Raw genomic sequence first — 25,335 nt, forward strand, 5'->3', positions numbered from 1 at the left:
GGAGTGGGGAGAGGAGAGCGCCCCCCCCCCCCCCCCCCCCGCCCCCCCCCCCCCCCCCCCCCCCCCCCCCCCCCCCCCCCCCCCCCCCCCCCCCCCCCCGACCCGGGCGCGCGCCGCGTCCAGGCGGCCCCGCAGCTCCAGCCAGGCCCGCAGCTCGGGCACCCGCTCGGGCAGTCCGCCGAGTCGTTCGAGGAGCGCGGTCCGCGGTGCGCGCCCGTTGTGCAGCGCCCGGCGCAGCGGCAGCACCACGTCCCGGTGGAACGCCCCGGGGTGGCCGTCGCGGCTGAGGTAGAGGGCGTCCGTGAGCCGGGGGAGGAGTTCCGCGAGCACGCCTTCGAGCTCCGCCAGCGCCCGCGTCCCGGCGCGGAAGGCGGCGGCGTCCGGGGACTGCGCGGGGTGGTGCAGTACGGTCGCGCGTACCTGGAGGTAGGGGGCGGTGCGCGGGAAGGGCGCGGAGGGCGGCATGGGGTCCGGATTCCCTTTCGGCTCGGCGGGTGGGTCCGACCCGGCCCCGCGGTGCGCGCGGAGCCGGGTCGGACGCCGGCGGAACGGCCTCAGGCGACGCTGGGGAGCACCTGCGGTTGCTGGACGCACGCGCAGGAGGAGGCTCCGGGGAACCCGCAGCCGGAGGTGGACGTGTTGGCCGAGAAGGCCGAGACGCCCGCCGTGTCGCGCATCGTGGTGACGGTGATACCGCCGAGGTCCAGGTCGGTGGCCTCGAAGGTGGTGGCCGCGTTGATGTCTGCCATGAGAACTCCCAGGGTGGTGGGGTTGGCTGGTAACCGCCTGTCCCGTGGTGGGGGACGGACGAGCGCAACCGTAGCTCCGGGGGCGTTCGGCGCGCAGCGGGCGATTTCCGCTCTTCCGGCGTAACTCCAGCCGAAACCAACGAGGTTGGCCGACACGCCGACGGGTTCCGGCCGCGCGGCCGCCGGCTCCAGCGGCGCTGCACGCGGCCTCTGCCTCCGGCCCCCGGGGCGACCGGTTTTCGCCGGCCCGATGGTGGCCAGTACAGTACGTGGATGGTGAACCTACGGCAGCAGATCCGCGTCGAGCTCGGTGTCAAGGCGGCCGTCGTGCCGAAAGTCGAAATCCGGCAGCGGGTCGACTTCCTCAAGGACTATCTGAGGTCGACCCCGGCCAAGGGCTTCGTCCTCGGGATCAGCGGCGGCCAGGACAGTACGCTCACCGGTCGGCTCTGCCAGCTGGCGGCCGAGGAGCTGCGTGCGGAGGGGCACGAGGCCACCTTCGTCGCGGTGCGGCTGCCCTACGGCGTCCAGGCGGACGAGCACGACGCGCAGATCGCGCTCGGATTCATCCGGCCCGACCGGTCGATCGCCGTGAACGTCAAACCGAGCGCGGACGCCGTCGCCGTCGAGGCGGCCACCGGCCTGCGCGAGCTGCTGGGCGAGGAGACCGCGCTGCGGGACTTCGTGCGCGGCAACATCAAGGCCCGCGAGCGCATGGTGATCCAGTACTCGATCGCCGGACAGCTGGGCATGCTCGTGGTGGGCACCGACCACGCGGCCGAGGCGGTCACCGGCTTCTTCACCAAGTTCGGCGACGGCGGTGTCGACGTCACCCCGCTGACCGGACTGACCAAGCGTCAGGGAGCGGCCCTGCTCCAGGAGTTGGGCGCACCGCCCAGCACCTGGGAGAAGGTGCCGACCGCCGACCTGGAGGACGACCGGCCCGCGCTGCCCGACGAGGTGGCGCTCGGCCTCACGTACGCACAGATCGACGACTACCTGGAGGGCGAGGACGTCGCGCCGGAGGTGGCGGCCAAGCTGGAGTCGATCTTCCTCGCGACCCGGCACAAGCGGACCGTCCCGGTCACCCCGCTCGACGACTGGTGGCGCGCCTGAGCGCACCTAGGACGTGTTTCGAACGTAGCGCCGGGCGCCCGAACGCCAGGAGGGACATTCGCAACAGGCCCTAAACTTGTTCTTTTTCTTCCGACTTCGAACGGTGTATCGAACTGGGTGGCTCACCTGGGGATTCTCCGGACGTGGGGGCGGCCTTCGTCTGATCATGTGCTCCGACCAAGGTGCACGTGACCACGACGAAGGCCGTGAGGTGAGTCTTGCTGCCTGATGCTGTCCGGAGGGAAGCGTTCGCAGAAGCGTCACGCTTCCGAGGCGAGTTCTGCGAGTGTCTGACCACCCGGCGCGATGAACTGTTCGAGTTGGTGGACGCGGTGCTGTGTGCGGACGGTGCGGTGAAGTCCCCGGTGGACTTGACGCTGCCGCCCGAGCATCGTCGTGGGCACGGAGCGATGTACGGAGGCTCGAACCACGGCCGGATCGACGTCGGTCGGCTGAGGGCGGTGCTGGCCGGGCTAGCGCTGCCGCGTTTCGACGGCGGGCGCCTGGTGCTGGCGGTCGATGTGTCGCCGCGTTCGGACGCGCCGTGCTCGGCTGAGCGGCTGCAACTACGGCAAGGTCGAAACTCAGGCATGGGACCGGGTCCATCCCCGACTCACCCACCGCTCCGCCTGGCTCGACCACGACGGCGAACTACCCTTGATGGAGGGCACGTTGATCAGACTGAAGGTCGAGCACCTGTCGAAAGAACGGGACGCGCCGCCAGTGTGGTTGTGGTCCTCGAAGACCGGTGCCGCCCCCGACGATGTGGACCGTTGTTGGCAGGCGTTTCTCCGTCGTTTCGATCTGGAGCACACCTTCCGTTCGCGAAACAGACCCTCGGATGGACCACCCCGAAACTCCGCACGCCCGAGGCTGCGGACCGCTGGACCTGGATCCTGATCGTCGCCCACACCCAGCTCCGACTTGCCCGGCCCCTCGCCGCAGACCTCCGCCGCCCCTGGGAGAAGCCCACCACCTCAGACCCGCTCACCCCCGCCCGGGTCCGCCGAGGGTTCAGGAACATCCGCGCCCACCTCGCCTGCCCGACCCACGTTCCCAAACCGACAGGCGCCGGCCCCGGACGGCCACCCGGCACCAAGAACAAACACCGGGCACCCCGCTACGACGTCGGCAAGACCGTCAAACGCCCCGAGACCCTCAAGGCCATCGGTAAGCCCGGAAGATCTTGGTAGGCAAAGAACAAGCTCAGGTACCAAGGAGCTCGATGATTTCGCTCACCCGGCGGGCGGGGAGGGGGGTCCACCGGGGCGTTGGCGCCAGCCGGGAGACCACTGCGCTGAGCCACTCTGGGTCTCCGAGGCGGTGCAGCGCCTTCGCCTCGGATATCTTCGCGACCAGGTCGATCACCAGAGCCATGTGCATGGACGTGTAAGTGCGGTCGTGGTGGGTGTAGTTCACCGACCAGGGCTTATACCGATCACGAATGCCGGACAGGGAGCAGCCATCGCGGCCACCGTCCATGTAGCCGCCTGCCGCGACGATGACACCCCCGGTGCGGGTGGCCATCCATGGCTTCATGGTGGCCCTCAGCCGAACGGTGTGGAGGCTGCTCCACGGGACGACGTCCCGGGGTTCCACCTCTCCCCGCATGTGATGCTCGATGCCTTCGGTGGCGAGCACCAGGCACGACCCATCGTTCCGCTTTGGGTCCCCGATGATCCATCGGTTCCCGACCAGTTCCAGCGGCCCCAGGTGCTGCATCATGCTCCCCTGTTGATCATGTGTTCCCCTGCCCGAATTTACCCCCATCAGGCCCGTGCAGGAGTCGTGCCGTCGGGGGCTCCGTCACATCGACCAGGGTCGTTCCCGGTTCCACTGTGACGGAGGACCTTCGGCAAGTTAAAACTCAAGCTAGGGCGTGGCGGGCTTCGGGAGCGGTGTGCCGGGGCAGCGGGTGTCCTCGGCCGGCAGGGTGCCGTCCAACAGGTACGCCTCGACGTGCGCGTCGACGCAGGCGTTGCCGTTCTGGTACTGGCCGTGGTCACCCCCGTCGACCGTCACCAGCCGGGAGCCGGCCAGCCCGCGATGGGCGCGGACGGCCGCCTCGTAGTAGGTCGCCGGGTCGTTCGTCGAGTTGAGCATCAACACCGGCGGCAGCCCCGCGCCGGTGACCTTGACCCGCGGCGTCGTGGTCCGGGGCCAGTTCGCACAGATCGAGGCGAAGGTCAGCGCGCGGGCCCCGACCAGCGGCGCGTCGCGGGTCGCCGCGCCGCTCTGCGCCAGCCAGAACCGCCCGTCCCTGTTCCACGGGGTGTCCGCACAGGTCACGGCGAAGTAGTCGGCCACGAACGGGGCCCCCATGAGGTGCTTCAGCCGGGCGGCCACCGCGGTGCGGACCGGCGCGGGTGCCTGCTCCGGGTGTTCCAGGACGCCGAGCAGCGAGGCGAAGGACGCGAAGCGGCCGCCCGCGCTGTACATCGCGTCGCTCGCCGCCACGTCGAGATGGTTGGCGGTGACCACCGTCCCCTCGATGTCGAGCGGGTGCGCGCTCAGGGCGGCCCGCAGCCGCTCGTAGGACGCCTGCGCGGCGGCCGGGGTGCTCCCCTGGTGGTAGGTGGCGTCGTTCGCCGCCAGCCACGGGAGGAAGTCCTGCTCGTAGCGGCGCTGGAAGCTCGCCGGCTGGCCCAGTTGGAAGGACTGCCAGGTGCTGGTGAAGTCGACGTTGCTGTCGAGCACGACCCGGTCCACCCGGCGGGGGAACTCGGTCGCGTAGTACGCCCCGAGGACGGTCGCGTACGACGGCCCGAAGTAGGAGATCCGGTCCTCGCCCAGCAGCGCCCGGTACAGGTCCATGTCGTGCACGGCCTGGTCGGTGGTGATGTAGGGGAGCAGTCCGCCCGAGTTGCGCTCGCAGTCCCGGACGAAGGCGCGGGCGCGCTCCACGGTGCGGGCGAGGGCCCGCGGGGACCGGTCGCGCAGGTCGCCGCTGGTGAAGAGCGCGTCCACCGCGTCCTGGTCGGAGCAGACCACCCGGGTACTGGCGCCCACGCCCCGCTGGTCGAAGCCGACGATGTCGTACGCCGCCGCCAGCTTCGGCCCGTACGCGGCCAGCCCCGCCGGGCGTCCCAGTCCGGAGGAACCCGGCCCGCCCGCCGCCATCATCAGGACCCCGCGACGCTTCGCGGGGTCCGTCGCACGGTGCCGGGACACCTCGATGCTCAGGTTCGGCCCGGCGTCCGGGTGGTACCAGTCCCGCGGCACGGCCATCGTGGCGCACTCCAGCGGCCCCGAGGCGCAGGGGTGCCAGTCGAGGCGCTGGGCGCGGTAGCGCTCCGGCACGGGCGGGGCCGTGGCGCCGGGCCCGGTGGACGGACCCGATCCGGCGGCCGTGCTCGCGCTCGCGGCCGCCGCGGGCAGCGCGGCGGCGGCGAGCAGTGCGCAGGCGGCGGCCGCTCCGGCCCGGCGTGCGGTCTTCCTCTTCCTGCTGAACAGGTTCATGCGGTACTCCCCGTCGGACGTTCTCGGTCGCTTCCGATCCTCGCCCGCGGGCCGCCCCGGCTTCGATACCACTGCTACCAGGGTTGGAGGTGGCAGTAGTGCCACCCCGCGGCCGGGGTCGGGCCGCCCGGCCCCGTCGTCGGGCCGTCCGCCGATGCCCGGATACCGGGACCGGTGGGGCATGATCGGGGGATGTCAGATCGCATCATTGCCGCCTGCGACGGGGCGGCGAAGGGGAATCCCGGGCCTGCCGGGTGGGCCTGGGTCATCGCGGACTCCGCGGGCCGTCCGGAGCGCTGGGAGTCCGGCGCGCTCGGCCGCGCCACCAACAACGTCGGTGAACTCACCGCCCTCCAGCGGCTCCTGGAGGCCGTGGCGCCGGGCACGTCCATCGAGGTACGGATGGACTCGCAGTACGCGATGAAGGCCGTGACGCAGTGGCTGCCCGCCTGGAAGCGCAACGGCTGGAAGACGGCCGCGGGCAAGCCGGTGGCCAACCGCGAACTGGTCGAGAGCATCGACGTGCTGCTGGCGGACCGGGACGTGGAGTTCCGCTACGTCCCCGCCCACCGCGAGGACGGCGATCACCTCAACGCGATCGCCGACCAGGCCGCCAGTGACGCCGCGGTGACGCAGCAGGCGGCCGGGACGGCCCTCGGCAGCGAGACCGTCCCGGTGCCGGCCCCGGCCCGCGGCGGACCGGCGCGGCAGAAGTCGGCCGCCCCGGCGAAGCGCACCGCGGCGTCGGGTGCGGCGTCGGGCAAGGGCGGCGGGCGCGCGATCAAGGCGAAGTTCCCCGGCAGCTGCCCGTGCGGCAAGCCCTACGCGGCCGGCGACATGATCGCCAAGCTCGGGGCGCGCTGGGGCCACGCGGACTGCGCCGCCGCGGCCCCCGCCGACGCGCCCGCCTGACCCCCCGACCGGGGCCACCCGGTCCATTTCAGCGGTCCCGACGGGTCACGGGCAGGTCCCCGTGACCCCCGGGTCGCCCAGCGGCGGCAGCTGGTCGTACCGCCCGATCAGCCGATCGGTTGACGACCCGCGTCCTCGGCGCGCGGCGTCAGGAGAGCGGACTCCCGGCCAAGCCGACCGCCCGCGAGGCGCCCGCCCGGTACTCCGCCTGCCACGAAGCCCCCGCGTACTGGCGGCCGTTGGCGTTCACGGGTCGGCGTCACCCTCTCCTTCATGGGGGACGAGGTCTCCCTGGACGTCCGCGACGACGGCCGCGGCTTCGACCCGCAGGACGTGGCGCCCCGCAGCGCCGCCGCGGGCTTCGGCCTCGACGGGGCGCACGCCCGTACGGAGCGCTTCGCGGGCACCGTCACCGTCGAAGCGGAACCCGGTCACGGTGCGGCCGTTGGACCTGCGCCTGCCGGGCGGTGGGGGAGTCGCCGCCGTTCTGCCGGGACAGCACGAAGTCCCGGACCCTGGGGGCCGGGACTCCGTGCTCTTCGCTTGACCTGCCCGTTCAACGAGCGGATCGCGAGGGGGTTACGGGGCCGGGCTACCCGTGCTGGATCGCCCGCACCAGTTGGGTGACGAGGTTCGCCCGCTCGGTCATGGAGTCGACCAACAGGTACTCGTGGTCGGCGTGGGCGCCGCCGCCGACGGCGCCGAGGCCGTCGAGGGTGGGCACCCCGAGGGCGGCGGTGAAGTTGCCGTCGCTGCCGCCGCCGACCGCCTTGCCCTCCAGATGGGGCAGGAACCGCCGGGCCAGCGCGAAGAGGGACGTCGACGCCGATTCGGGCATCGGGGGACGGCCGATGGACCCCTGTACCTCGATCCGCGCCCCGGCGAGGTGCGGGGACAGCGCCGCGAAGGCGGACTCCACGCGCGCGGTCTCCTCGGCGGACTCGACGCGGACGTCGACGATCACGGTCGCCCCGGCGGGGACGACGTTGTCCAGGGTGCCCGCGGACGCGACGGTCGGTGTGACGGTGGTGCCGAGCTCGGGGCGTCCGAGCGCCGCGATGTCCAGGACCTGGTGCGCGGCTTCGACGAGGGCGTTCACGCCGGCCTCGGGCTCCAGACCCGCGTGCGAGGCGCGGCCGGTGATCGCCACCTGGTAGGTGCCGCACCCCTTGCGCCCGGTCTTGAGGCCCCCGCCGTCGGCGGCGCCCTCGAAGACGAGGACGGCGCCGCAGGCGAGGGCGCGCTCCTCGATGAGGGACCGGGAGGTGTGGGAGCCGACCTCTTCGTCCGCGGTCACCAGGATCTCGACGCCCGACCGGTCGTCGAGGGCGGCCAGGCCGTGGACGGCCTGCACCAGTCCGCCGAGCATGTCGAAGACCCCGGGGCCGGTCGCGCGGCCGTCGGCGACCGCGAACGGGCGGCGCTCCAGGGTGCCGAGCGGGAACACCGTGTCGTGGTGGCCGAGGATCAGCACCTTGGGATCGCCGCCCGCGGACCAGTGGACGTGCGGCCCGGCCGCGCTCTCGATGAGGACGGCCTGCCCGCCGAGGCGGCTCTCGATGACGGCGGCGACGACCTTGGCGGAGCTGCTCAGGGCGTCGCGCTCGCGCGACGGAGATTCGGTCTCGACGAGTGTCCGGAGGTCTTCGAGCATCGCGTCGACGCTCACGGGGACGGTCTTGGGCATCGTCATGCGGGCAAGGGTATCCGCCGCACCGAGGCGCGGGACCGCCGGACCGTCGGGCGGTCCCCGCTCAGGTGGGCAGGCCCAGGCCCGCCGCGATCGCGCTGACCTTGGTGTAGACGGACACCGGGTACTGGTCGTCGCAGTATTTGTTCCCGGTGGAGACGATGCCGATGACCTTGCCCCCGGCGACGAGGGGGCCACCGGAATCGCCGCGGCAGATGCTGTCGTGCGTACCGGCGCGGGGCACCCCGCACACCTTGAGGGCGTCGGACTCGCCGGGTTCGGCGAAGGGCGCGCAGCCGGTGAGCGGAGCCAGGGTCAAGGTGGCCGACTTCAGCCGCGTCGCGGGGGTGTTGGTGGCGGTGCGGCCCCAGCCCGCCGTCCGTGCGCTCGTGCCGAAGGCGTAGAGGGCGGAGTCCTTCGGGCCCGCCACCGGCAGGGCTGCGTACGGCATCGGCGCGGAGAGGGTGATGACCGCCGCGTCGTAGGTCAGCGTGCCCTGTTCGAACTTCGGGTGGACCTTCACCGAGGAGACGTGGCGGACCGTGCCCTTGGTGCTCGCGACCGTCGTGCGCCCGCCGATGACCAGCAGGTCGAGCGGTGCGGGGGCGTCCTTCATGCAGTGCGCCGCCGTCAGCACCTTGGTGGGGGCCACGAGCGTGCCGCCGCAGAACGGCTGTCCGTCCGCGGTCTCGATGAGCATGGCGTACGGGTGGTCCGTCACCGTGGCGTTCTGCCCGCCGTGGACGGCCGCGGCCGGAGTCGCGGTGGCCGCGAGTCCGGCCGCGGCGAGTACGGAAGCGGCGCACGCGGCCGCTGCGGTACGCCTGTTGAACCTGAGCATGTGATCCCCCCGGGGCACGGTGCGCGACCCTGGGGGCGCGCGGCGTCGATGTCGTGCAGGAGGAGGGGGGAACCGGCGGCGGGGTTGCGCGGCGGCGCCGAAATGGCCGGAAACGTCAGCCGAGCCGCTCGATGGCCACCATCGCCGCGTCGTCGCCCAGGTGCCCGCCGGGGGAGTGGGCGAGCAGGTCCGCGCACAAGTGGCGCAGCAGGGCTTCCGGGCCGTCGCCGGCCCGGTCGGCGACCCGGTCCGCCAGCGGGTAGAAGGCGCCCCGCGCGTCCCGGGCCTCGATGACCCCGTCGGTGTAGAGGAGCACGACGTCCCCGGGCTCGAAGGGGAACGACTGCACGGCGAGGCCGCCGTCGGCGAACTCGGTGAGGCCCAGGGGCGGCGCGGGGTGGTCCACCTCCAGCGGGAGGACCTTCCCGCCGCGCAGCAGCAGGGGCGGCGGGTGCCCGCAGCTGATGAGGCGCAGGGTCGTCTCGCGGTCCGGGACGTCGAGCACGGCGGCCGTGGTGAACTGCTCGCGGTGCCCGTCGTGCTCGGGGGGCTCCCCGGGTGCGCCGCCGCCGTTGCCGTCGTCGTAGGGGTCCGGGGCGACGGCGGCCTCCAAATGACCGACCAGGCCCGGCAGGTCGGCCTCCTGGTGGGCGGCGGCCCGGAAGGCCCCGAGCACCAGGGCGGCGTCCCCGACGGCCGCCAACCCCTTGCCCCGGACGTCACCGATGATCAGCCGGGTGCCGTCGGGGGTGCGCGTGGCGGCGTACAGGTCCCCGCCGATCTGCGCCTCGGCCTCGGCGGCGAGGTACACGGAGGCGAGCCGGAGCGGGCCCATCCGCTCGCGCAGGGGCCGCAGGACGACCTGCTGCGCGGCCTCGGCCACCGAGCGCAGCTGGGTGAGCTGGCGCTCGCGGACCTCGCGCAGATGGGCGAAGAGGGTGACGAACACCGAGATCAACACGAGCGCGATGAGCTGGATGGTGTGGTTCAGATCGGTCAGGTTGGTCCGTACGACGGCCACCACCGCCTGGGCGAGGACCGCCACGGCGCCGACGAACCCGGTCATCCGGGGCCCGGTGAAGGAAGCGGCCAGCGCGGGCGCGGCGACCAGGAACGGGCCGAGGTGGACGCCCGGCGGAGCCAGGATGTCGACCACGGTGACGAGGGCGATCAGGACGAAGGGAACCGGCAGCAGCGCCGGGCGCGGTTCCCGGCCCCCGCCCCGCCCCGGGTGGCGCAGCCGATGACCCATGGCTCCTGCATACACCGGGGGAGGCGGCTCACGCGAGTCGGTCCGCCAGCGCGTCGAGGTCGTCGACGAACCAGGCGTGGGTGCCCCGGTTCGACTCGCGGACCAGGTCCGGCAGGGCCTTGCTCGCCCGCAGGTGGTGCGCGATGTCCCCGACGACCACCAGGCGGAGCCCGTAGCTCACGAACTTCTGCAGGATCGCTCCCGCGACCCCGCTGCTGAGGTCGAAGAAGGCGTCGTCGAACCGCTCGGCCGGGACCGCGATCACGTCCGGCGCGTGGTGGTAGGCGGCGCCGATGAGGTGGTCGAGGGCGTCCTGCTCGGTGGCGATCGGGGGACCGTCGGCGGCGCAGACGAGGACCGGCACGCCGTGGTGCGTCACGAGGCGGTCAGGCACGGTGGGCCCCCTGCCGGGCGCCGGAGGAGAACAGGCCGTTGTCCGGTTCCAGGGCGCCGTCGATCAGGTGCAGCAGATCGGCGGTGTCGACCGCACCGCCGAGGATCACGATCTTCATACGGGCCCGCTCCTTGTCGTAGACGGTCTGGACGCGCAGTGCTTCCGCGGTGTCCCGCGGTCCTTGTACGGCGGCGGTGACCAGGGTGCTCAGCCGGCCGGCGCCCTCCGGGCCGATCGGCTCGACCAGCACGATGCTGGACACCTCCAGGTGTCCGCGCGGGGCCGCGACCGGCTTCGGGGCCGGGGCGGGATCCGGGTCGGTGAGCGGAAGCCGGGTCAGCGCCTCGAAGTCCTCGCGGGCGATCCGGTACTGCTTGCCGATCCGGACGGCTTTGAGGCGTCCGTCGCGCACGTAGTTCCGGACGGTCCGCACGTGGAGCCCCAGGCGCTCGGCGACCTCGCCCACCGAATACAGCTCGCGTTCAGCACTCTCCATGGGGCTGGATCATACTGCAAACATCCCTATGTATGGAAAATGAATGACGATAGGGAGTGATGGGGAGGGGTGGGGAGGTGAATTCAACGATCGTTTCGGTTGTAGAACCGATCGCTGATCTGATTCAGTGACGAGGCGGTACGGGCGCTGCCCGTCGGCCGCTACGCGTACGGGACAAGCAAGCCAGCCAGGAGTGAACGTGACCGACGAGGAAAGCCCTCACCTGAAGAGCCTGGCGCTTCTCGAGGGGCTGATCGAGGAAGCGGAGCTGGATTGGGCCGTGACCCTCGACCCGGAGCCGCTGGCCCGGAGCACCGGTTTGCCCGAGTCCGTGGTGGTGGCGGGCCTGCACCGGCGCCCGCTGCCCGAGAGCGACTTCCTCCAGCAGGTCACCCAGCGGCTCGAATTCCTGCGCCGGACCCGGCTGGGACCTGCGGGCCGGCCGTACACGCAGGCCGAGATCGCGCACGGGGCCGGTCTGACGCCGCAGTGGTTCGGCCGTTTCCTGCGCGGGGAGAAGGCGCCCTCGCTGGAGCACGCGGCCCGGATCGAGGACTTCTTCCAGGTGTCGCGCGGATTCCTGACGGCCACCCCCTCCCAGGCCCTGGACCGGGCCCTGCGCGAGAAGCTGGAGGAGGAGCAGTCGCGCCAGCTGGCCGAGCTCCAGGACTTCAAGCGCAAGAACCAGCTCAACGGATTCGCCCTGCGGGGCACGTCGCCCAAGACGCGCGCCGTGATGCAGGCCCTGATCGACTCGATCGAAGAGGACCAGCTGGACGCCTGAAGTGCTGCGCGCGGGGTACCGCGCGCGGAGGCAGTACGTGGGAATCGGCTCCGCCACTCGGCGCGGGCACGGGGAGAGGGCACCGCACACCGCGCCCGAGCGGTGTGCTTTTCGAGGGGTTTTCCGGGTGGGGATCTTGCGCAACAGGCGTCGGCAGCACCAGCTCGAGGAGGAGATGGCGAAGCTGTGCGGCGAGCTGGACGCCGCGCTGCGCGGGCCGGCCCCGGCCGATGTGGACGAGCTGTTCACGATGGTGGCCGGCTACCTCACCGAGATGCGCGGCCGCCCCGTGCGGGTGCTGCGGCGCAACTTCCCGCCCGGCCTGTCCGGGCTGTGGCTGGACCGCGAGCACGAGGACGTCATCGTCGTCGTGCGGAGCACCAGCCCCTTCCACTCCCTGGTCATCCTGGGACACGAGATCTGGCACATGGTGCGCGGCCACTGCGGCACCCACGAACACGGTTCGCAGGCCGCGACCCGGCTGCTCGTGGACGTCCTCGGCCCCGGCCCGCTCGACCAGGCCATCCTCAGCGTCGCCGCGCGCACGCACGCCGTGCCCGGCGACGAAGCCGAGGCGGAGGCGTTCGGACGCCGGTTCGGCAGCCGGCTGCGCCGCCACGTGGAGCCCCACGCCGGCCAGCGCCCCCTCAACGGCCCGGGGCAGCGGATCCAGTCCTCCCTCGGAGGCTCTGAGGACTGATGGCCAATGCGGACTACTACATACCGGCCGTCGCGCTCGCCCTGGTCTTCCTCGCCAAACTGCCGAACCTGACCCGCAGGTGGCGCAACCCCATGGTGCGCGGAGTCGCCGCGCTGACCTTCCTGATCGGCGCCGGGTTCTTCTTCGCGGCTCCCTCCACCATCCGCTTCGTCAACCGGACCACCGGCGTCGACAACGTCTCGGCCCCGCTCGTCTACTCGCTCCTCAGCGCGTGCAGCACCATGGCGATGGTGCTCCTGACCTACTGGCGCAGCGGCTTCGGTGAGAAGGTCCGGCGCCAGGTCCGCGGGTGGTTGTGGGGTGGCGCGCTCGTCATCGTGTCCATCTCGGCGCTGTTCGCCTCCGGGGAAGCGCCGAGCGAGCGGGTGCGCGACCTGGACACCTACTACGCGTCTTCCCCGGGCATCCGCGAAATGATCGTCCTCTACCTGCTCTGGCACACCGCGATCTACGCCACGCTCACCCACACCTGCCGCCGGTGGCTGAGCGAGGCCGAGGGCTGGCTCCGGGCCGGCCTGAGCTGCCTGGTCGCCGGATTCGGGCTCGGCGCCGCCTTCGGGATCGCCAAGGCCGTGGCGCTCGGTGCCCGTTGGGCGGGTGGCGACCTCGACTACCTGAGCAGTGATCTCGCCCCGCCCGCCGCGGGGCTCGGGTCCCTGCTCTGCGCGGCCGGGTTCCTCCTGCCGCAGGGCGAGCGGATCGACGCCCTCCGGAACACCTGGAGGCGCTACCGGGAGTTGGCCCCGCTCTGGCGCGACCTGCGCGAGGTCGCCCGGGAGCCGGACCTGACGCTGACGCTGGGCCGGCCGTCGCTGGACGACCGGCTCGCGTACCGGGAGACGGACGTCCACGACCAGCTGATCGCCCTCGCCCCGTACTGCGATCCGGAGCTCATGGCGCAGGGGCGTGCGGCGGCCCTGCGCGCGGGCGAGGAGCCCGGGCCGGCCCGGGCCACCGGAGCCGCTACCATGATCGCCGCCGCCATCGCGGCCAAACGGGAGGAGCCCGACCCCGTCGAGGGGGCCGACCGCGGCGCCGGCTTCGAAGCGGTCTCCCTCCTCCTGGGAGGGGGCGGCGACGACATCGCGCGGGTGGCCCGGCACTATGGGGTGCTCTCCCGCCGGACGGTGACCACCGGGCCCGTCCAGCCCCCCGCACCCGCACGGAAGGTCGCACGATGATGCGCTCGCAAGGCCTCGATTTCTACATACCGGGCGCCTTCCTGGTCGTCATCCTGCTGCTCCGGCTCCCCGCGCTGTGGCGTGACCCGCGCAACGAACTGCTGCGCTCCGTCTGCGCGGTGCTCGCCCTGGCGGTCTGCGTGGACTTCTCCACCGCCCTGCCCTCGCTCGTGGCGATCAACCGCTTCACGGGTGTGGCGAACGCCGCCGCGCCGCTCGTGTACTCGCTGCTGACCGCGTTCTGCGGGGCGAGCATCGTCCTGATCATCCGGTGGAACGCCGGTCCGGAGAAGGCCGCCTGGGCGGCCCGGTGGACGCGCCGCTGCTACCGGGTGACCGCGGTGGTCGTCGTCGCGATCAACGTCCTGTTCGTGCTGGGCGACGCTCCGGTGGAGCGGCTCACCGACATGGACACCTATTACGCGACCACGCCCTACATCCGCGAGATGCTCCTGCTCTACCTGCTGGCCCACACGGCGAACGGCATCATCGTGACGGCCCTGTGCTGGGTGTGGGCGCGGCAGGTGCACGGCGCGCTGCGCGCCGGACTGATCCTCATCTGCATCGGGCACCTCTTCAACCTGGCCTACGACGGGCTGAAGTTCACCGCGATCGTCTCGCGCTGGCTCGGTCACGACCGGGACTACCTCAGCGCCGGGGTCGCCCCCGTCGTCGCCTCGCTGTCCGTGATCCTGATCGGCGGCGGGTTCGTGCTGCCGCTGGCCTCGCAGCGGTGCTCGACCCACTGGGACCAGTGGCGCCGGTTCCGTCAGCTGCGGCCCCTCTGGAAGGAGCTGAGCGCGGCCACCCAGCACACGCGCGAACTCGCCGAGGGCCCCCGTGCCTCCATCGAACTGCGCGTCACCCAGCTGGAAGCCGACATCCACGACGGGATCCTCACGGTCAGCCCCCACCTGGACGCGGAACTGCGCGCCCGCGCCCTGCTCCGCGCGCGCGAAACGGCCGGGTGCGCCGAGGAGGCCGAGGCCACCGCGGACGCGGCGGCACTCGCCCACGCGGTCGTGGTGTGGGCCCGTCGCGTCCCGCTGCCCGAGGGATCGGACCCGCTGCGGCAGAACCACCGCTCCGTACTGGTCTCTCCCGACGATCCCTCCGGTCTGGTGCGGATGTCCCGCGCGCTGTCCTCGGACGTCGTCCGGTCCTTCCGAGAAGCGGCCGCGCTGCGGCACACCCCCGATATACCGGTGCCGCAACGCTAGCCGTCTCCGACCCGGGGAGAACTTCCTCCCCGGGCTTCGTGGCCACTAGAACATGTCAATGATCGATTGTGCAAGCGAAACGATCCTTGAATTTGACCTTTCGGACTCTCCGCGTCCGGCACGGGCGGATTCGTCGTGCCTTGGGACCCTAAAACCCCCGCTGGTCAGGTACTTGACCAGCGGAGGGGGTGATTCGCCCGAGGTGGGAACCGGGGTTTAATCGGTTCGTCCAGAGAAACGATCGTTGGTAAGGTTGCCGTCAACCGAGCTGCCACCGCTGGATCCCGGTCCCGCCGGACGGTTGTTGGGTGACGGGGGAGCCGTCCGCGGTGGAAGCGGTGGTGAGCAGCAGTGCGCTCTTCCGGTTGGCCACCGAGTAGTCGCCGCCGCCGAGCGCGGTGAACAGCCAGCGCTGGCCCTCGCCGCCCGTGCAGGCGGCCTGGACGACGGCCGCGCCGGCGGTGGTGGATCCGCCCTCCACATCCGCGCAGAGGTGCGAGAGGACGTTGGTCAAGGTGTAGCTCCCGTCGCCGCCCAGCGCCAGTTGCCACTGCTGGTTGGGGCCGCCGTGCGGGGTCCAGGTGATCAGCCCGGTGCCGGGGGCGGTGGAGCTCGCCGGGTCGTCGAGGGCACGGCCGGCGGCGCTCAGGGTCCGGGTCCCGCTCAACTGGCCTCCGTACACCTCGAACTCGTACAGGGAGTAGCCGTAGGCGGTGCCGCGCTGGGTCCCGTACATCCGGATGTAGCGGCCCGATCCGGAGAGGCCGCCGAGGTCCTGGACCCCGCCGGCGCCGCTGGTCGTCGTGTACGCGGTGCGCCAGGTCGCGCCGTCGTCGGAGAGCTGGATCTGGAACGCCTTGCCGTACGCCGCCTCCCAGCGCAGCACCACGCGGTTCACGGCCTGGGTGGAGCCCAGGTCGACCTGGAGCCACTGCGGGTCGGCGTAGGCGCTCGACCAGCGGGTGGCGGGGTCGCCGTCGGTCGCCGTGGCCGCCGGGAAGTTCGCCGTCTCGGTGCTGGAGGCGGTGGTGGGGCGGTTGCGGGCGAGGTTCCCCGGCTGGGCGAGCCCGGGCCAGGCGGGGTTGTGCCCGATCGTCGCGATGATCGGGGTGAAGGAGGCGTAGTCGCCCACCGGCTTCGGCGACCCCCAGGTCTGCTGGGCGAGGGCCCGCAGGGGGTTGGCGATGCCCGCGGCGATCTGGGCCTCCGTCTCGGCGCCCGGGTTGTCGCACCACACGTGGAGCAGCGAACCGGGGTTCCGCGCGGGGTCGGTGAGGGTGGCGCCGCCCTCGAAGCGGTCGGGGGTCCAGGTCTCGTACATCCACCGGGTGTCGGGCTTCGCGCCACCGAGCACGTAGTAGGTCGGCGTCCAGGACTCGTTGGCGACCTGGTGCCCGGCCGCGGCCAACTGCTGGGGCGTCAGCCCGTAGCTGTACCAGTACTCGACGAGGATGCCCGGGTGCGGGGCGATCGTGCCGTCCCCGGCCTTGATGCCGTCGTTCCACATGCGGGTGGTCCTGCCGCCGGCCCGCACCAGGTCGTCGGCCCAGTTCACGAACCCGTAATAGGTGTCCTTGGCGGTCGCGCCCGCGCCGTAGTGGGCGCGGGCGTAGCTGAGCAGCTGGGGGTACGTGCCGTAGTCGGTGACGTACTCGTCGGCGCCGATGTGCCAGTAGGGGGCCGGGAAGAGCGGCAGGTACTCGGTGACCAGGTCCTTGATCAGTGCGTACGAGGCGGGCAGCGACAGGTCGATGAACTCGGCGCTGGCCGCGCCCGAGCTGCTCTTGAGCTTCAGTTCGGGGTGGGCGGCCAGGATCGGGTTCATGTGCCCCGGGGTGTCGATCTCCGGCACGATCGTGACGTGGTACTTCTGCCCGAGCGCGATCAGGTCGGCGACGTCCTGCTTGGAGTAGTGGTCGGCGGAGACGATCTCGGGGTGCGTGGCGCTCTCCAGCCGGAAGCCGAAGGTGTCCGACAGGTGGAAGTGGAAGTAGTTGAGCTTGAGGTAGGCCAGCTCCTTGATGTGCTGCGCGACCCACTCCACGGTGAAGAACTTCCGGCCCTGGTCGATCATCAGGCCGCGCTCGGCCTTGGACGGCCAGTCCACCGCGGTTCCGGCGGGGATCGAGGAGGACTGGTGCAGCAGCTGGAGCACGCTGCGCGTGCCGTAGAAGGCGCCGGCGTCGGTGCCGGCCCGTAGCGAGAGGGTCGCCGCGACGGTCATCCGGTAGCCCTCGGCGGGCAGCGTGGCGTCCCCGAGCGCGAGCGCGATGTCACCGGTGGCGGCCGTGCCCGTGACGACGGCCACCGGACGCCCCGCGAGGGCCTCCAGATCCTCCGCCAGGGTCCGCGCCTCGTCGAGGAGCCGGTCCGCGGAGGCGGGATCGACGACGATCCGGCTGGCGCCGGTGAAGGCGTAGGCGCCGGAGCCGGCCGTCCACTGGCGCAGCGCCGGAATCGTCCGGGGCGGCCCGGCGGCGGGTGCGGCCGCGGCGGCGGTCGTGGGGGCGGTCGTGGGGGCGGCGATCGCGGGTACGGCGAGTGCGGCCAGGGCCAGCACGGCGGCGATCAGGAGTCTGAGCAGACGCATGGAAGTCCCCGAACGGTGGGTGGGAAGGGGAGTGCGTGTGGCGGGCAAAGTGCAGCGCAGTGCCGCGTTCATGTCAATAGGTGCTCGAAGTGGGCTGGTTGCGCGCACGATCACGCACGATCGCGCGCCCCGCCCGGCCTCCGCCCCCGCCGCACGCCCCGTCGTGTCGTAACCCGTGCGCCCGGTGGTCGCGGCCCGATAGTGGGTGCTGTGAGCGACAGAGAACGCGCTGCGTGGTCCGGGCCGGAGGGGGCGCGGGCCTTCGCCTCGGTGGTGGCGGCCACGGACTGGCTGCTGGGGTACCCCTTCGTCCTGCGGGCCCTGGCCGAGCGGATCGGCCCCGGGCGCGTCCTGGTGGACTACGGCTGTGGGCCCGCCACCGTCGCCGCGCACGCCGCGCGGGTGCTCGGCGCCCGGGTGATCGGCGTGGACACCTCCCCGCAGATGCTGGAGCTGGCCCGGGCCACGCAGAGCGCGGTCGCGGAGTACCACCTGGTCCGGGACGGGCGGGCGGTGGGCCTCGCGGACGGCTGCGCCGACGCGGTGATGTGCAACCACGTGCTGGCCTCGCTGCCGACCGAGGAGGCCCTGCTCTCGGTGTTCGGCGAGGTCCGCCGGTTGCTGCGCCCGGGCGGCCTGTTCGTGCTGCTGGCGACCGACCCCGCGTGCGCGGGGACGGAGTACGCCTCGCTGCGCATCGGGGAGCCGGGCGCGGTCTACGGCCCCGGCGAGCCGGTGACCGTACGGCTCCTGCGCACGGACGGCACCTGGCAGGAAATGCCCAACCACGCGTGGCCCGTGGACGTCCTCCCGCCGCTGCTCGAACGCGCCGGGTTCGAGGGGGTCGCTCCACACCACCCCACCGTGGCGCAGGCGCTGCTCGTCGCCGACCCCGACCTCGCCCGCGGCCGCCCGTGGTCGGCGGAACGGGCCGCGCCGCCGCTGGTGGTCACCACGGCCCGGGCGCGCTGACCGGCGGCGCGGCGACCGGGGGTCGGGAGGGCTTGCCCGGGCCCTGATCGTGGTGTTGGCTGCTGGGGTCGTTCGTGCGGGCGGCGGCTACGTGTCGTCCGGTCAACTCCGCACCGCTCAGGTGGCCTTGAGGGGTCGCCGTGACCGTGGAGCCGAGGCCGCGCATGACCGTCCCGACGTCGCCCTCCCGAGCCGCGCAGGCCCTCGCCGCGCGCCACCGGCTGGGCGCCCTGGAGCACACCTTCCGGCCCGAGAGCGAGGTCAGCGTCACGGAGAAGTACCGCATCTGGTTCGTCGTCGGCTCACTGGTCGGGATCGCCGCGCTGCTCGGCGGCGGGGTCGTCCTCTGGCTGGAGGTCAGCTGGGTGGTCGCGATGTACCCCCTGTGGATCGGCGTGCTGGCCGCGGGGGCGGTCGCCAGCAGCCCGCTGTTCCGCAAGGGCCTGGCCGCCAAGCGGCTGCACCTCTACGAGCACGGGCTGGTCGTCAACAAGACCGGCAGCGCGCTGTTCGCGGTCCGCTGGGAGCGGGCGGTGCTCTACCAGGAGACCGTCCAGGAGGTGATCGACTACAAGGGCACGCGGACGCCCGTCGGGCGCTCCCACGCCTCCGTGCTGGTCGCGCCGGGCGGGGAGCGGGCCCGGATCACGGACGTCTACGCGGGCTCGGTCACCTGGGCCCCCTTGCTCGCGGAAGCCGTCGGCCGCGCCCAGGCCGAGAAGGTGTGGAAGCGGGTGAGCGAGGGCGGGACGGTCCGGTTCGGTCCGCTCGCGCTGTCCCGCTCCGGCGTCACGCACGAGTCCCGCGGGACGTTGCCCTGGGCGGAGGTCAGCGAGGTCGCCGCCCGTGGCGGCATGGTCTGCGTCTGGCGGACCGGCCTGACCAAGGCGTGGGCGGCGCCCCAGGCCGCCAAGGTGCCCAACCTGCTGGTCTTCCTGACCATCGTGGACGGGCTCCGGCGTTCGTAGCCCGCGGCGCCGCGGCTCAGGGCTGGACGTGCTTGGCCACGAAGCGTCCGGCGGCGAACTCGATCGTGAAGCTGACCTGTTGCTCCTCGGACAGGGTCCGGGCACCGGACTCGATGTCCGCACGCTCGACGTACACGGCGTCCTGGGCTCCGTAGGGGACGAGGAAGCCGTAGCCGCGGTCGCGGTTGAAGGACTGGACGAACCCCTTGACCCGGGCCCCGCCCGGCTCCTCGCACGTGTCGTCCATGCAGCCTCCTTCGCGTCGGAGCCGCGGCCGCGTGCCCGGGACGGCGCCCGGGGCGGTGCGTGCCGTCCACTGTGGGGCGTACGGGCGGGGGCCGCGCGCCGGGCGGCGCAGTCGGGTGAGTCCGCCGTACGCACGGGCGCTCCACCGCGGGGACCCGGAGCGGCCGCGCCAGGAGATCGCGGTGAACGTGGCGGCGGTGGTCGGCATCAGCGGTGCCTTCGTCGACCGGCTGCGCGCCCACGGCGAGGGGGTCCTCGTCGACGTCGCGAGCACGGCCGCCCACCAGCCCGTCCCCGCGATGGCGGTCCACGGCGCGAGCAAGGCCTTCGTCCCGAGCTTCACCGGGGCCCTACGGCGCTGCGCACCCTCGACCGCCGCAACCCGCCGCCCAGCGTCATACCCGGTGGCCTCAACCCGCTGATGGCCCTCGGCGGTCGCCTCCTGACCCGACGGACCCGGCCACCGGCTGACGCGAGCCGGGACCCGAGCCGGGACCCGAGCGGGCGCACGCGAGGTGGCCGACAGGTCATAGGATCCCCGGACATGGCGATGTTCGTACACCTGACCTCGGCGGCGAACGCGCCGCGCATCCGGCGCTCCGGAGTCCGGGCGGTGAGCTACGGACAGGGCGGCCGGCGGGGCGTCTTCTGCTTCCCGGTGCTGCCGTCCTACACCCTCACCCACCAGTGGCTGCGCGAGCTGGCCCGCTTCGGTACCCGGGGCGGGCTCGTGGCCGTCCACGTGCGGTTGGACGACGCCCAGGACGTGCTGGTCGGGCACTACCGGGACCGTGCGGGCGGGACGCAGGAGGCGGTCACCGCGGCGGAGGCGGTGCGGCGGATCGCGGCGCTGGAGGATCCGCGCGGCTGGGAGGTCTTCGTGCCCGGGGCGATCCGGTCGGGCGCGGTGCACCGGGTGCGCACGGCGCCGCAGGTGGCGGGCTGGCGGTACGTGCCGGACGCGCACGGGGTGCGCCCCTGCACCTGCGTCGGGTGTCAGGGCCGGGGCCGGTACGGGTCACGGCGCCTGCGCGAGCGGCTGCCGCTCCCGTCGGACGCTCCGCCGCCGCCCACCCCGGTCCTGCTCGCCCGGATCGCGGCGGCCGGTGACCCCGGGGACCCGGCCGCGCTGCGGGACGCCCTGGAGTGGCTCGGGATGCGCCGGCGGGGTCCGCTCGCGCAGGTGGGCCGGCTGGCTTCGCACCCCGATCCCACGGTGCGCGAGGAGTTGGTGTGGGCCGTCGCCCGCTGGTCCACGCCCGGGGTCACCGAGCTGTTGGACTCCCTCGCCGACGACCCGGAAGCGGAGGTCCGGGAGGCGGTGCGGGAGGCGCGCGAGGGGCGCTGACGCGGTCCCGCGGTCAGCGACCCCCGCTCTCCTCAGCCCAGTTGCTCGGCCAGCGCGAGGACGATCCCGCTCGGCCCGCGGAGGTAGCAGAGCAGGTAGCTGTCCTCGAAGCGGGTGACCTCGCCGACGAGTTCGGCGCCGAGCGGCCGGAGTCGGGCGAGGGTGTCCTGGAGGTCGTCGACGGCGAACATGACGCGGTGCAGGCCCAGGGTATTCGCCGGGGTGATCTCCCGCTCGGGGGCGATCGCCTCAGGGCTGTGGTACTTGACCAGTTCGAGCCGGCCCGGGGCGCCCGGGATGCGCATCATCGCGATCTCGGACCGCATGCCGTCGAGCCCGACGATCCTTCCCGCCCAGTCCCCTTCGATCGGGGTCCTGCCTTCCACCTCCATGCCGAGCTCGGTGAAGAAGGCCACGGCGGCGTCGAGGTCCTCGACGATGATGCCGACGTTGTCCATGCGCACAAGGGTCATGCGCCCGAGGATAGGGCGGGCCACCGACACCGCGGCGAAGGCGGCGCGCGCCCCTGGCGGTCTCGATCGCCTCAGGCCCCCGCCAGGCCGGCCAGGACGGCGCGTGCCGCGATCTCGCCCTCCTCGTAGGAGCTCGCCCGGGCCTCGCTGATGGCGTCGTCCAGTTGGCGCACCGCTTCGGGGGTGCGGCCCGCCGCGGCGAGGGCCTCGCCGTACAGGGTGCGCAGCACCACGCGCCGGGGCGCGGCGAACGGGGGTGCGGCGAGGGCCAGCCCGCGCGCGGCGTGGCAGGCGGCCTCGTCGTGGGCGCCGACGGCGAGGAGGTACTGGGTGAGGTGCTGGTGGGCGAGGGTGACGGTCTCGGTGCGTCCGGCCTCCTCGGCCAGGGCCAGGGCGCGCACCAGCAGTTCCTGGGCCCGTTCCGGCGTGCCGCGCCGGATGAGCGCGACGGCCAGGTTGATCCGGGCCACGGCCTCACCGGCCCGGTCGCCCGCCAGGGCGGAGAGGTCGGGGGCGCGTTCCAGGTGGCCGAGGGCCTCCTCGGAGCGGCCCTCCTCGGCCAGCACCCAGCCGAGCAGGGCCCGTGCCCGTGACTGCGCGCCGTGGTCGCCGGCCCGCTCGGCGCAGGCCAGGCCCTGTTCGAGGAGCGGCACCCAGCCGTCGCGGACCTGCCACAGGATGAGGGGCCACTGCAGGAGCACGAGGCGCCAGGCGCGGTCGTGCAGGCCCGCGGCGACGGCGGCGTCGACCGCCCCGCGCAGGGTGTCCCGCTCGGCGGAGTACCAGGCGAGCGCGCTCGTCCGGTCCGCGAAGGTCCGGATCTCGGCGGCGGGCCGCCGGGCCGCGGCGGGCAGCGCGCAGCAGGGTTCGCTGCCCGGTTCCGCGGCGGCGCTCGCCGCGAGGAGCGTGCGCAGCCAGTGGTCGAGCAGCCGGGGCAGACCCTCGGGATCGTGCCCGGGGTCCAGGCTGCGGGCGTAGAGACGGACCAGATCGTGCAGTACGTACGCCTGCGGACCCGCCTCGACGACCAGTTGGGCGGCGGCCAACTGGTCCAGCGCCACGGCGGCTTGACCCGCCGGACAGTCGGCGAGCGCCGCGGCCGTACAGAGGTCGAGGGTGGCGCCGGTGTGCGGCCCGAGCCGGTGGAACATCCGGCGCGCCGGTTCCGGCAGCTGCCGCACGCTGAGGCCGAGCGCGGCGCCGACGCCGGTGTCGTCGACCTTCAGCAGGTCCAGTCTGCGGTGCTCGTCGGAGAGTTCGCGCACGAAGGCGGCCAGGCCCTGGTGCGGGTGGGTGGCGAGCCGCGCGGCGGCGACCCGCAGGGCGAGCGGCAGACCGTCGCACAGCTCCGCGAGGTGGGCGGCGGCCTCCGGCTCGTTCGCGACCGCGTCCGGGCCCAGGACGGCCGCCAGGAGCGCGGTGGACTGGACGGCGGGCAGCTGCGCGAGCGGCACCGGACACGCGGCGTCCGATGCCACGAGGCCGCCGAGCCGGTCCCGGCTGGTGACGACGGTGACGCAGCGGTCCCCGCCGGGCAGTAGCGGACGCACCTGTCCGGAATCATGGGCGTTGTCCAGGACGATCAACATCCGCCGCGCCGCGGTCAGTTCGCGGTACCGGGCGCCGAGTGCGTCGGGCGAGCCGGGCATCTGCTCGGCGGGCAGGCCGAGGGCGAGCAGCAGTTCGCGGAGCACGACGGTGGCGCCGCGGGTCGGGAGGGTGCTGTAGCCGTGGAGATCGACGAAGAGCCGCCCGTCGGGGAAGTCCGCGCCGCGCCGGTGTGCCCAGTGCACGGCGAGCGCGGTCTTCCCGACGCCGGCGCTGCCGGTGATGAGCGCGACGGCGCCGGGGGCGGCGGTCGCCGCCCGGTCGAGAGCCTCCAGTTCCTCCTCGCGCCCGGTGAAGGCCCGCGGGCGGCGCGGCAGCAGTTGGGGGCGCGGGGCGGCCCCCGCCGTGACGGACACGGGTGTCAGGGTCGGCGCCGGTTCCGGCGCCTTCGCGGCAGCGGTCCGCGGGGGAGTGGTCCGCGGGGTCGCGCCTTGGCCCGCGGTGCCGGCCGCCGGGGGCGCGGTCCGCAGCAGGGTGGTGTACGCGTCGCTGAGCGCCGATCCGGGGTCGACGCCGAGCTGATCGGCGAGCAGCCTGCGGGTGCGGTGGAACCAGTGCAGGGCGTCCGCCTGCCGGCCGGCCCCGCCCAGGGCCCGCATCAGCGCGGCGATCAGCGGCTCCCGCATCGGGTGGGCGACGGCCTCGGCGCGCAGGACGGCCGCCGCCGCGGCGTGCTCGCCGAGGGCCGCGTGCGCGTCGGCCAGTTCCTCCACCGCGGTGAGCCGCAGCTCCTCCAGCGCGTGCGCGGCGTGCTCCAGCAGCGGGCTGTGTACCGTCCCGGCGAGCGCGGGTCCCTTCCACAGGGCGAGCGCCTCCTGGAACACCGGGACGGCGTCCCGCGGTGTCCGCCGGGCCCGGGCGAGCCGCAGCAGCTCCTCGAAACGGTGCGCGTCGACCAGGGTTTCGGGCACCCGCAGGAGGTACGCCGCCCCGTGCGTGCGCAGCTCGACGCCGTGGGCCCGGGCGTCGTGCGCGGCCAGGAGCGCCCGCAGTTGGGACACGTGCCCCTGCACCACGGTCCGGGAGTGCCGGGGCGGGTCCTCCAACCACATGGCCTCGGTCAGCCGGTCCACGGCGACCGCCGCGTTGGGGCACTGCACCAGCATGGCCAGCAGGCTGCGGCGCTTGGCCGGGCCGAGGGGCAGTGGCTCCCCGCGCCCCGTCACCACGGCCACGGGACCCAGTACGCGGAACTCCATGTGATCCCCACTCCGTTCACGGCGGCACGGCCCCCTGGGCGAGCCTACGTCGGCGCATTTCGGGATATGAGTGGGTTCCCGGCCATGTGCCTCGGCGGTGCCGGCCATCGACCGCCCCGGCGGAGCGCTCGGTGATCATAGGGTGATGCTCCGTTAGCACCCCGTTAGGGCAACGTTGGCCGGTGGTGGGACCCTCTGCGGGTCGGGTGGCGCGGCGTCGGGTCCCTGCTCCCCTGCCGGGGATGGGAGCAGGGCCCGCCCGATGTTCAGCCGGCGATCGGGTACATGGCCCCGCGGCGGCCCTCCGGGGACGCCAACCACTCCAACTTCTCGGCCGTGTCGGTGCCCGGCAGCGGAGTGTGCAGGACGATCGCGAGGTCGGGGCGGGCCGGTACGCGCAGGGAAGTCGATTCGACGAACAGCGTTCCCACCAAGGGGTGTTGGAACTCCTTCTGCATCTGGCCGCCCGGCTCGATGTCCCGCCGCTCCCACAGGTCCGAGAAGAGCCGGCTGGCCTCCTTGGCCTCCTCGACGACCGCACGGAAACCGTCGTCGTCGGGCGATTCCGAGCAGGCCGCCCGGAACTGGGCCACCACGTGAGCCGCGATCTCCTCCCAGTCCTTGTTGCGCGCCTGGTAGAGGGGGTCGGTGAAGAAGGCGATCAGGCAGTTCTGCACGATCTCGGGCCGCATGCCGAGCACGATGGAGGCGGCGTCGTTGTACATCACCGTGTTCCAGTACACGTCCATGATGTGCGCGGGGAAGGGCATCCACGCGTCGATCAGCCGCTGCAGCCCGTCGCACATGTTCCGCGCGGACGGCGCCACTTGGAGGGCCGGCGGGTTGAGCCCCGCCAGGACGTAGAGGTGGCGCTGTTCGGCGCTGGTCAGCTTGAGGACCCGGCCCACCGCGTCGAGCACCTGCGCGGACACCGTGATGTCACGTCCCTGCTCCAGCCACTGGTACCAGGAGACCCCGACCCCGGCGAGCACGGCGACCTCTTCCCGACGCAGGCCCGGGGTGCGGCGGCGGGCCCCGCCGTCCGGCAATCCGGCCTCCGTCGGGGTGATCCGCGCCCGCCTGTTCATCAGGAACTCGCGCAGCTCGGAGCGCCGG

General features: G+C 73.1%; 23 protein-coding genes and 2 pseudogenes. 12 read left to right on the top strand and 13 right to left on the bottom strand.

Annotated features, from left to right (window positions below):
- Positions 1 to 554: 554 nt before the first annotated feature.
- Entirely contained in the window at positions 555 to 749 is a 195-nt protein-coding gene (locus ACZ4UB_RS04055; RefSeq protein WP_468068082.1) for a thiazolylpeptide-type bacteriocin, read from the bottom strand.
- A gap of 273 nt (positions 750 to 1,022) precedes the next feature.
- Here ACZ4UB_RS04055 and nadE point away from each other — a divergent pair, with 273 nt between their 5' ends.
- On the top strand, positions 1,023 to 1,865 hold the full coding sequence (gene nadE, locus ACZ4UB_RS04060) for an ammonia-dependent NAD(+) synthetase (RefSeq protein WP_468068083.1): 843 nt from the start codon (positions 1,023 to 1,025) through the stop codon (positions 1,863 to 1,865).
- Between the two features lie 218 nt (positions 1,866 to 2,083).
- Positions 2,084 to 3,058, top strand: a pseudogene (locus ACZ4UB_RS04065) (transposase).
- Between the two features lie 13 nt (positions 3,059 to 3,071).
- On the opposite strand, the gene ACZ4UB_RS04070 reads toward ACZ4UB_RS04065, so the two are convergent.
- Together ACZ4UB_RS04070 and ACZ4UB_RS04075 are read right to left on the bottom strand one after the other, a co-directional pair.
- A complete protein-coding gene (locus tag ACZ4UB_RS04070) occupies positions 3,072 to 3,590 on the bottom strand; it encodes a hypothetical protein (RefSeq protein WP_468068084.1) in 519 nt (172 codons plus the stop codon).
- Positions 3,591 to 3,737: 147 nt separating this feature from the next.
- Positions 3,738 to 5,324, bottom strand: coding sequence for an alpha/beta hydrolase (locus ACZ4UB_RS04075; protein ID WP_468068086.1), 1,587 nt, complete (start codon positions 5,322 to 5,324; stop codon positions 3,738 to 3,740).
- Between the two features lie 192 nt (positions 5,325 to 5,516).
- Between ACZ4UB_RS04075 and ACZ4UB_RS04080 the strand changes: the two genes are divergently transcribed.
- Both ACZ4UB_RS04080 and ACZ4UB_RS04085 read left to right on the top strand, forming a co-directional pair.
- Positions 5,517 to 6,236 carry a ribonuclease H family protein gene (locus ACZ4UB_RS04080; protein ID WP_468068087.1) on the top strand — a complete coding sequence of 240 codons (720 nt, stop codon included), beginning with the start codon at positions 5,517 to 5,519 and terminating at the stop codon, positions 6,234 to 6,236.
- 249 nt (positions 6,237 to 6,485) lie between these two features.
- Positions 6,486 to 6,683: pseudogene (locus ACZ4UB_RS04085) on the top strand (ATP-binding protein); the annotation flags it as partial.
- Positions 6,684 to 6,828: 145 nt separating this feature from the next.
- On the opposite strand, the gene ACZ4UB_RS04090 reads toward ACZ4UB_RS04085, so the two are convergent.
- From ACZ4UB_RS04090 to ACZ4UB_RS04110, 5 genes are all read right to left on the bottom strand, one after another.
- Positions 6,829 to 7,929: a M20 family metallopeptidase gene (locus ACZ4UB_RS04090; protein ID WP_468068088.1), complete on the bottom strand. Its 1,101-nt coding sequence runs from the start codon at positions 7,927 to 7,929 to the stop codon at positions 6,829 to 6,831.
- Positions 7,930 to 7,990: 61 nt separating this feature from the next.
- Positions 7,991 to 8,767 carry a S1 family peptidase gene (locus ACZ4UB_RS04095; protein WP_468068089.1) on the bottom strand — a complete coding sequence of 259 codons (777 nt, stop codon included), beginning with the start codon at positions 8,765 to 8,767 and terminating at the stop codon, positions 7,991 to 7,993.
- A 115-nt stretch (positions 8,768 to 8,882) separates the two neighbouring features.
- On the bottom strand, positions 8,883 to 10,019 hold the full coding sequence (locus ACZ4UB_RS04100; RefSeq protein ID WP_468068090.1) for a PP2C family protein-serine/threonine phosphatase: 1,137 nt from the start codon (positions 10,017 to 10,019) through the stop codon (positions 8,883 to 8,885).
- Positions 10,020 to 10,047: 28 nt separating this feature from the next.
- The gene (locus tag ACZ4UB_RS04105; protein ID WP_468068092.1) at positions 10,048 to 10,413 is read right to left on the bottom strand and encodes a DUF4180 domain-containing protein; all 366 of its coding nucleotides are present in this window, start codon (positions 10,411 to 10,413) and stop codon (positions 10,048 to 10,050) included.
- Positions 10,406 to 10,909 (bottom strand): helix-turn-helix domain-containing protein, encoded by a 504-nt coding sequence (locus tag ACZ4UB_RS04110; RefSeq protein WP_468068093.1) that lies wholly within the window; start codon positions 10,907 to 10,909, stop codon positions 10,406 to 10,408. The genes ACZ4UB_RS04105 and ACZ4UB_RS04110 overlap by 8 nt, the downstream gene beginning before the upstream one ends.
- Before the next feature lie 199 nt (positions 10,910 to 11,108).
- On the opposite strand from ACZ4UB_RS04110, the gene ACZ4UB_RS04115 reads away from it, so the two are divergent.
- The 4 genes from ACZ4UB_RS04115 (at position 11,109) to ACZ4UB_RS04130 (ending at position 14,815) form a co-directional block, all read left to right on the top strand.
- Complete coding sequence (locus tag ACZ4UB_RS04115) at positions 11,109 to 11,693, top strand: helix-turn-helix domain-containing protein (RefSeq protein ID WP_385772385.1); 585 nt, start codon at positions 11,109 to 11,111, stop codon at positions 11,691 to 11,693.
- 136 nt (positions 11,694 to 11,829) lie between these two features.
- On the top strand, positions 11,830 to 12,393 hold the full coding sequence (locus ACZ4UB_RS04120; RefSeq protein WP_468068096.1) for a toxin-antitoxin system, toxin component: 564 nt from the start codon (positions 11,830 to 11,832) through the stop codon (positions 12,391 to 12,393).
- Positions 12,393 to 13,595 carry an MAB_1171c family putative transporter gene (locus ACZ4UB_RS04125; RefSeq protein WP_468068097.1) on the top strand — a complete coding sequence of 401 codons (1,203 nt, stop codon included), beginning with the start codon at positions 12,393 to 12,395 and terminating at the stop codon, positions 13,593 to 13,595. Before ACZ4UB_RS04120 ends, ACZ4UB_RS04125 begins: the two co-directional genes overlap by 1 nt.
- Entirely contained in the window at positions 13,592 to 14,815 is a 1,224-nt protein-coding gene (locus tag ACZ4UB_RS04130) for an MAB_1171c family putative transporter (protein ID WP_468068098.1), read from the top strand. The genes ACZ4UB_RS04125 and ACZ4UB_RS04130 overlap by 4 nt, the downstream gene beginning before the upstream one ends.
- 259 nt (positions 14,816 to 15,074) lie before the next feature.
- On the opposite strand, the gene ACZ4UB_RS04135 is transcribed toward ACZ4UB_RS04130, so the two are convergent.
- Entirely contained in the window at positions 15,075 to 17,405 is a 2,331-nt protein-coding gene (locus ACZ4UB_RS04135) for a family 20 glycosylhydrolase (protein ID WP_468068100.1), read from the bottom strand.
- A gap of 210 nt (positions 17,406 to 17,615) precedes the next feature.
- Here ACZ4UB_RS04135 and ACZ4UB_RS04140 point away from each other — a divergent pair, with 210 nt between their 5' ends.
- Positions 17,616 to 18,377 carry a class I SAM-dependent methyltransferase gene (locus tag ACZ4UB_RS04140; protein WP_468068102.1) on the top strand — a complete coding sequence of 254 codons (762 nt, stop codon included), beginning with the start codon at positions 17,616 to 17,618 and terminating at the stop codon, positions 18,375 to 18,377.
- A 164-nt stretch (positions 18,378 to 18,541) separates the two neighbouring features.
- Positions 18,542 to 19,345 (top strand): DUF6585 family protein, encoded by an 804-nt coding sequence (locus ACZ4UB_RS04145; protein WP_468068103.1) that lies wholly within the window; start codon positions 18,542 to 18,544, stop codon positions 19,343 to 19,345.
- A gap of 16 nt (positions 19,346 to 19,361) precedes the next feature.
- Here ACZ4UB_RS04145 and ACZ4UB_RS04150 read toward each other — a convergent pair whose 3' ends face one another.
- A complete protein-coding gene (locus ACZ4UB_RS04150; RefSeq protein ID WP_468068105.1) occupies positions 19,362 to 19,592 on the bottom strand; it encodes a cold-shock protein in 231 nt (76 codons plus the stop codon).
- 115 nt (positions 19,593 to 19,707) lie between these two features.
- On the opposite strand from ACZ4UB_RS04150, the gene ACZ4UB_RS04155 reads away from it, so the two are divergent.
- On the top strand, positions 19,708 to 20,013 hold the full coding sequence (locus tag ACZ4UB_RS04155; protein WP_468068107.1) for an SDR family NAD(P)-dependent oxidoreductase: 306 nt from the start codon (positions 19,708 to 19,710) through the stop codon (positions 20,011 to 20,013).
- Positions 20,014 to 20,135: 122 nt separating this feature from the next.
- Entirely contained in the window at positions 20,136 to 20,939 is an 804-nt protein-coding gene (locus ACZ4UB_RS04160; RefSeq protein WP_468068108.1) for a HEAT repeat domain-containing protein, read from the top strand.
- 32 nt (positions 20,940 to 20,971) lie between these two features.
- On the opposite strand, the gene ACZ4UB_RS04165 is transcribed toward ACZ4UB_RS04160, so the two are convergent.
- The 3 genes from ACZ4UB_RS04165 to ACZ4UB_RS04175 form a co-directional block, all read right to left on the bottom strand.
- Positions 20,972 to 21,412, bottom strand: a complete 441-nt coding sequence (locus ACZ4UB_RS04165; protein WP_468068110.1) for a VOC family protein — start codon at positions 21,410 to 21,412, stop codon at positions 20,972 to 20,974.
- Between the two features lie 71 nt (positions 21,413 to 21,483).
- Positions 21,484 to 24,219, bottom strand: a complete 2,736-nt coding sequence (locus ACZ4UB_RS04170; RefSeq protein ID WP_468068112.1) for an AfsR/SARP family transcriptional regulator — start codon at positions 24,217 to 24,219, stop codon at positions 21,484 to 21,486.
- Between the two features lie 266 nt (positions 24,220 to 24,485).
- A complete protein-coding gene (locus tag ACZ4UB_RS04175) occupies positions 24,486 to 25,307 on the bottom strand; it encodes a helix-turn-helix transcriptional regulator (protein WP_468068184.1) in 822 nt (273 codons plus the stop codon).
- Positions 25,308 to 25,335: the final 28 nt, after the last annotated feature.

This window comes from Streptomyces sp. NPDC028419, assembly GCF_055565515.1.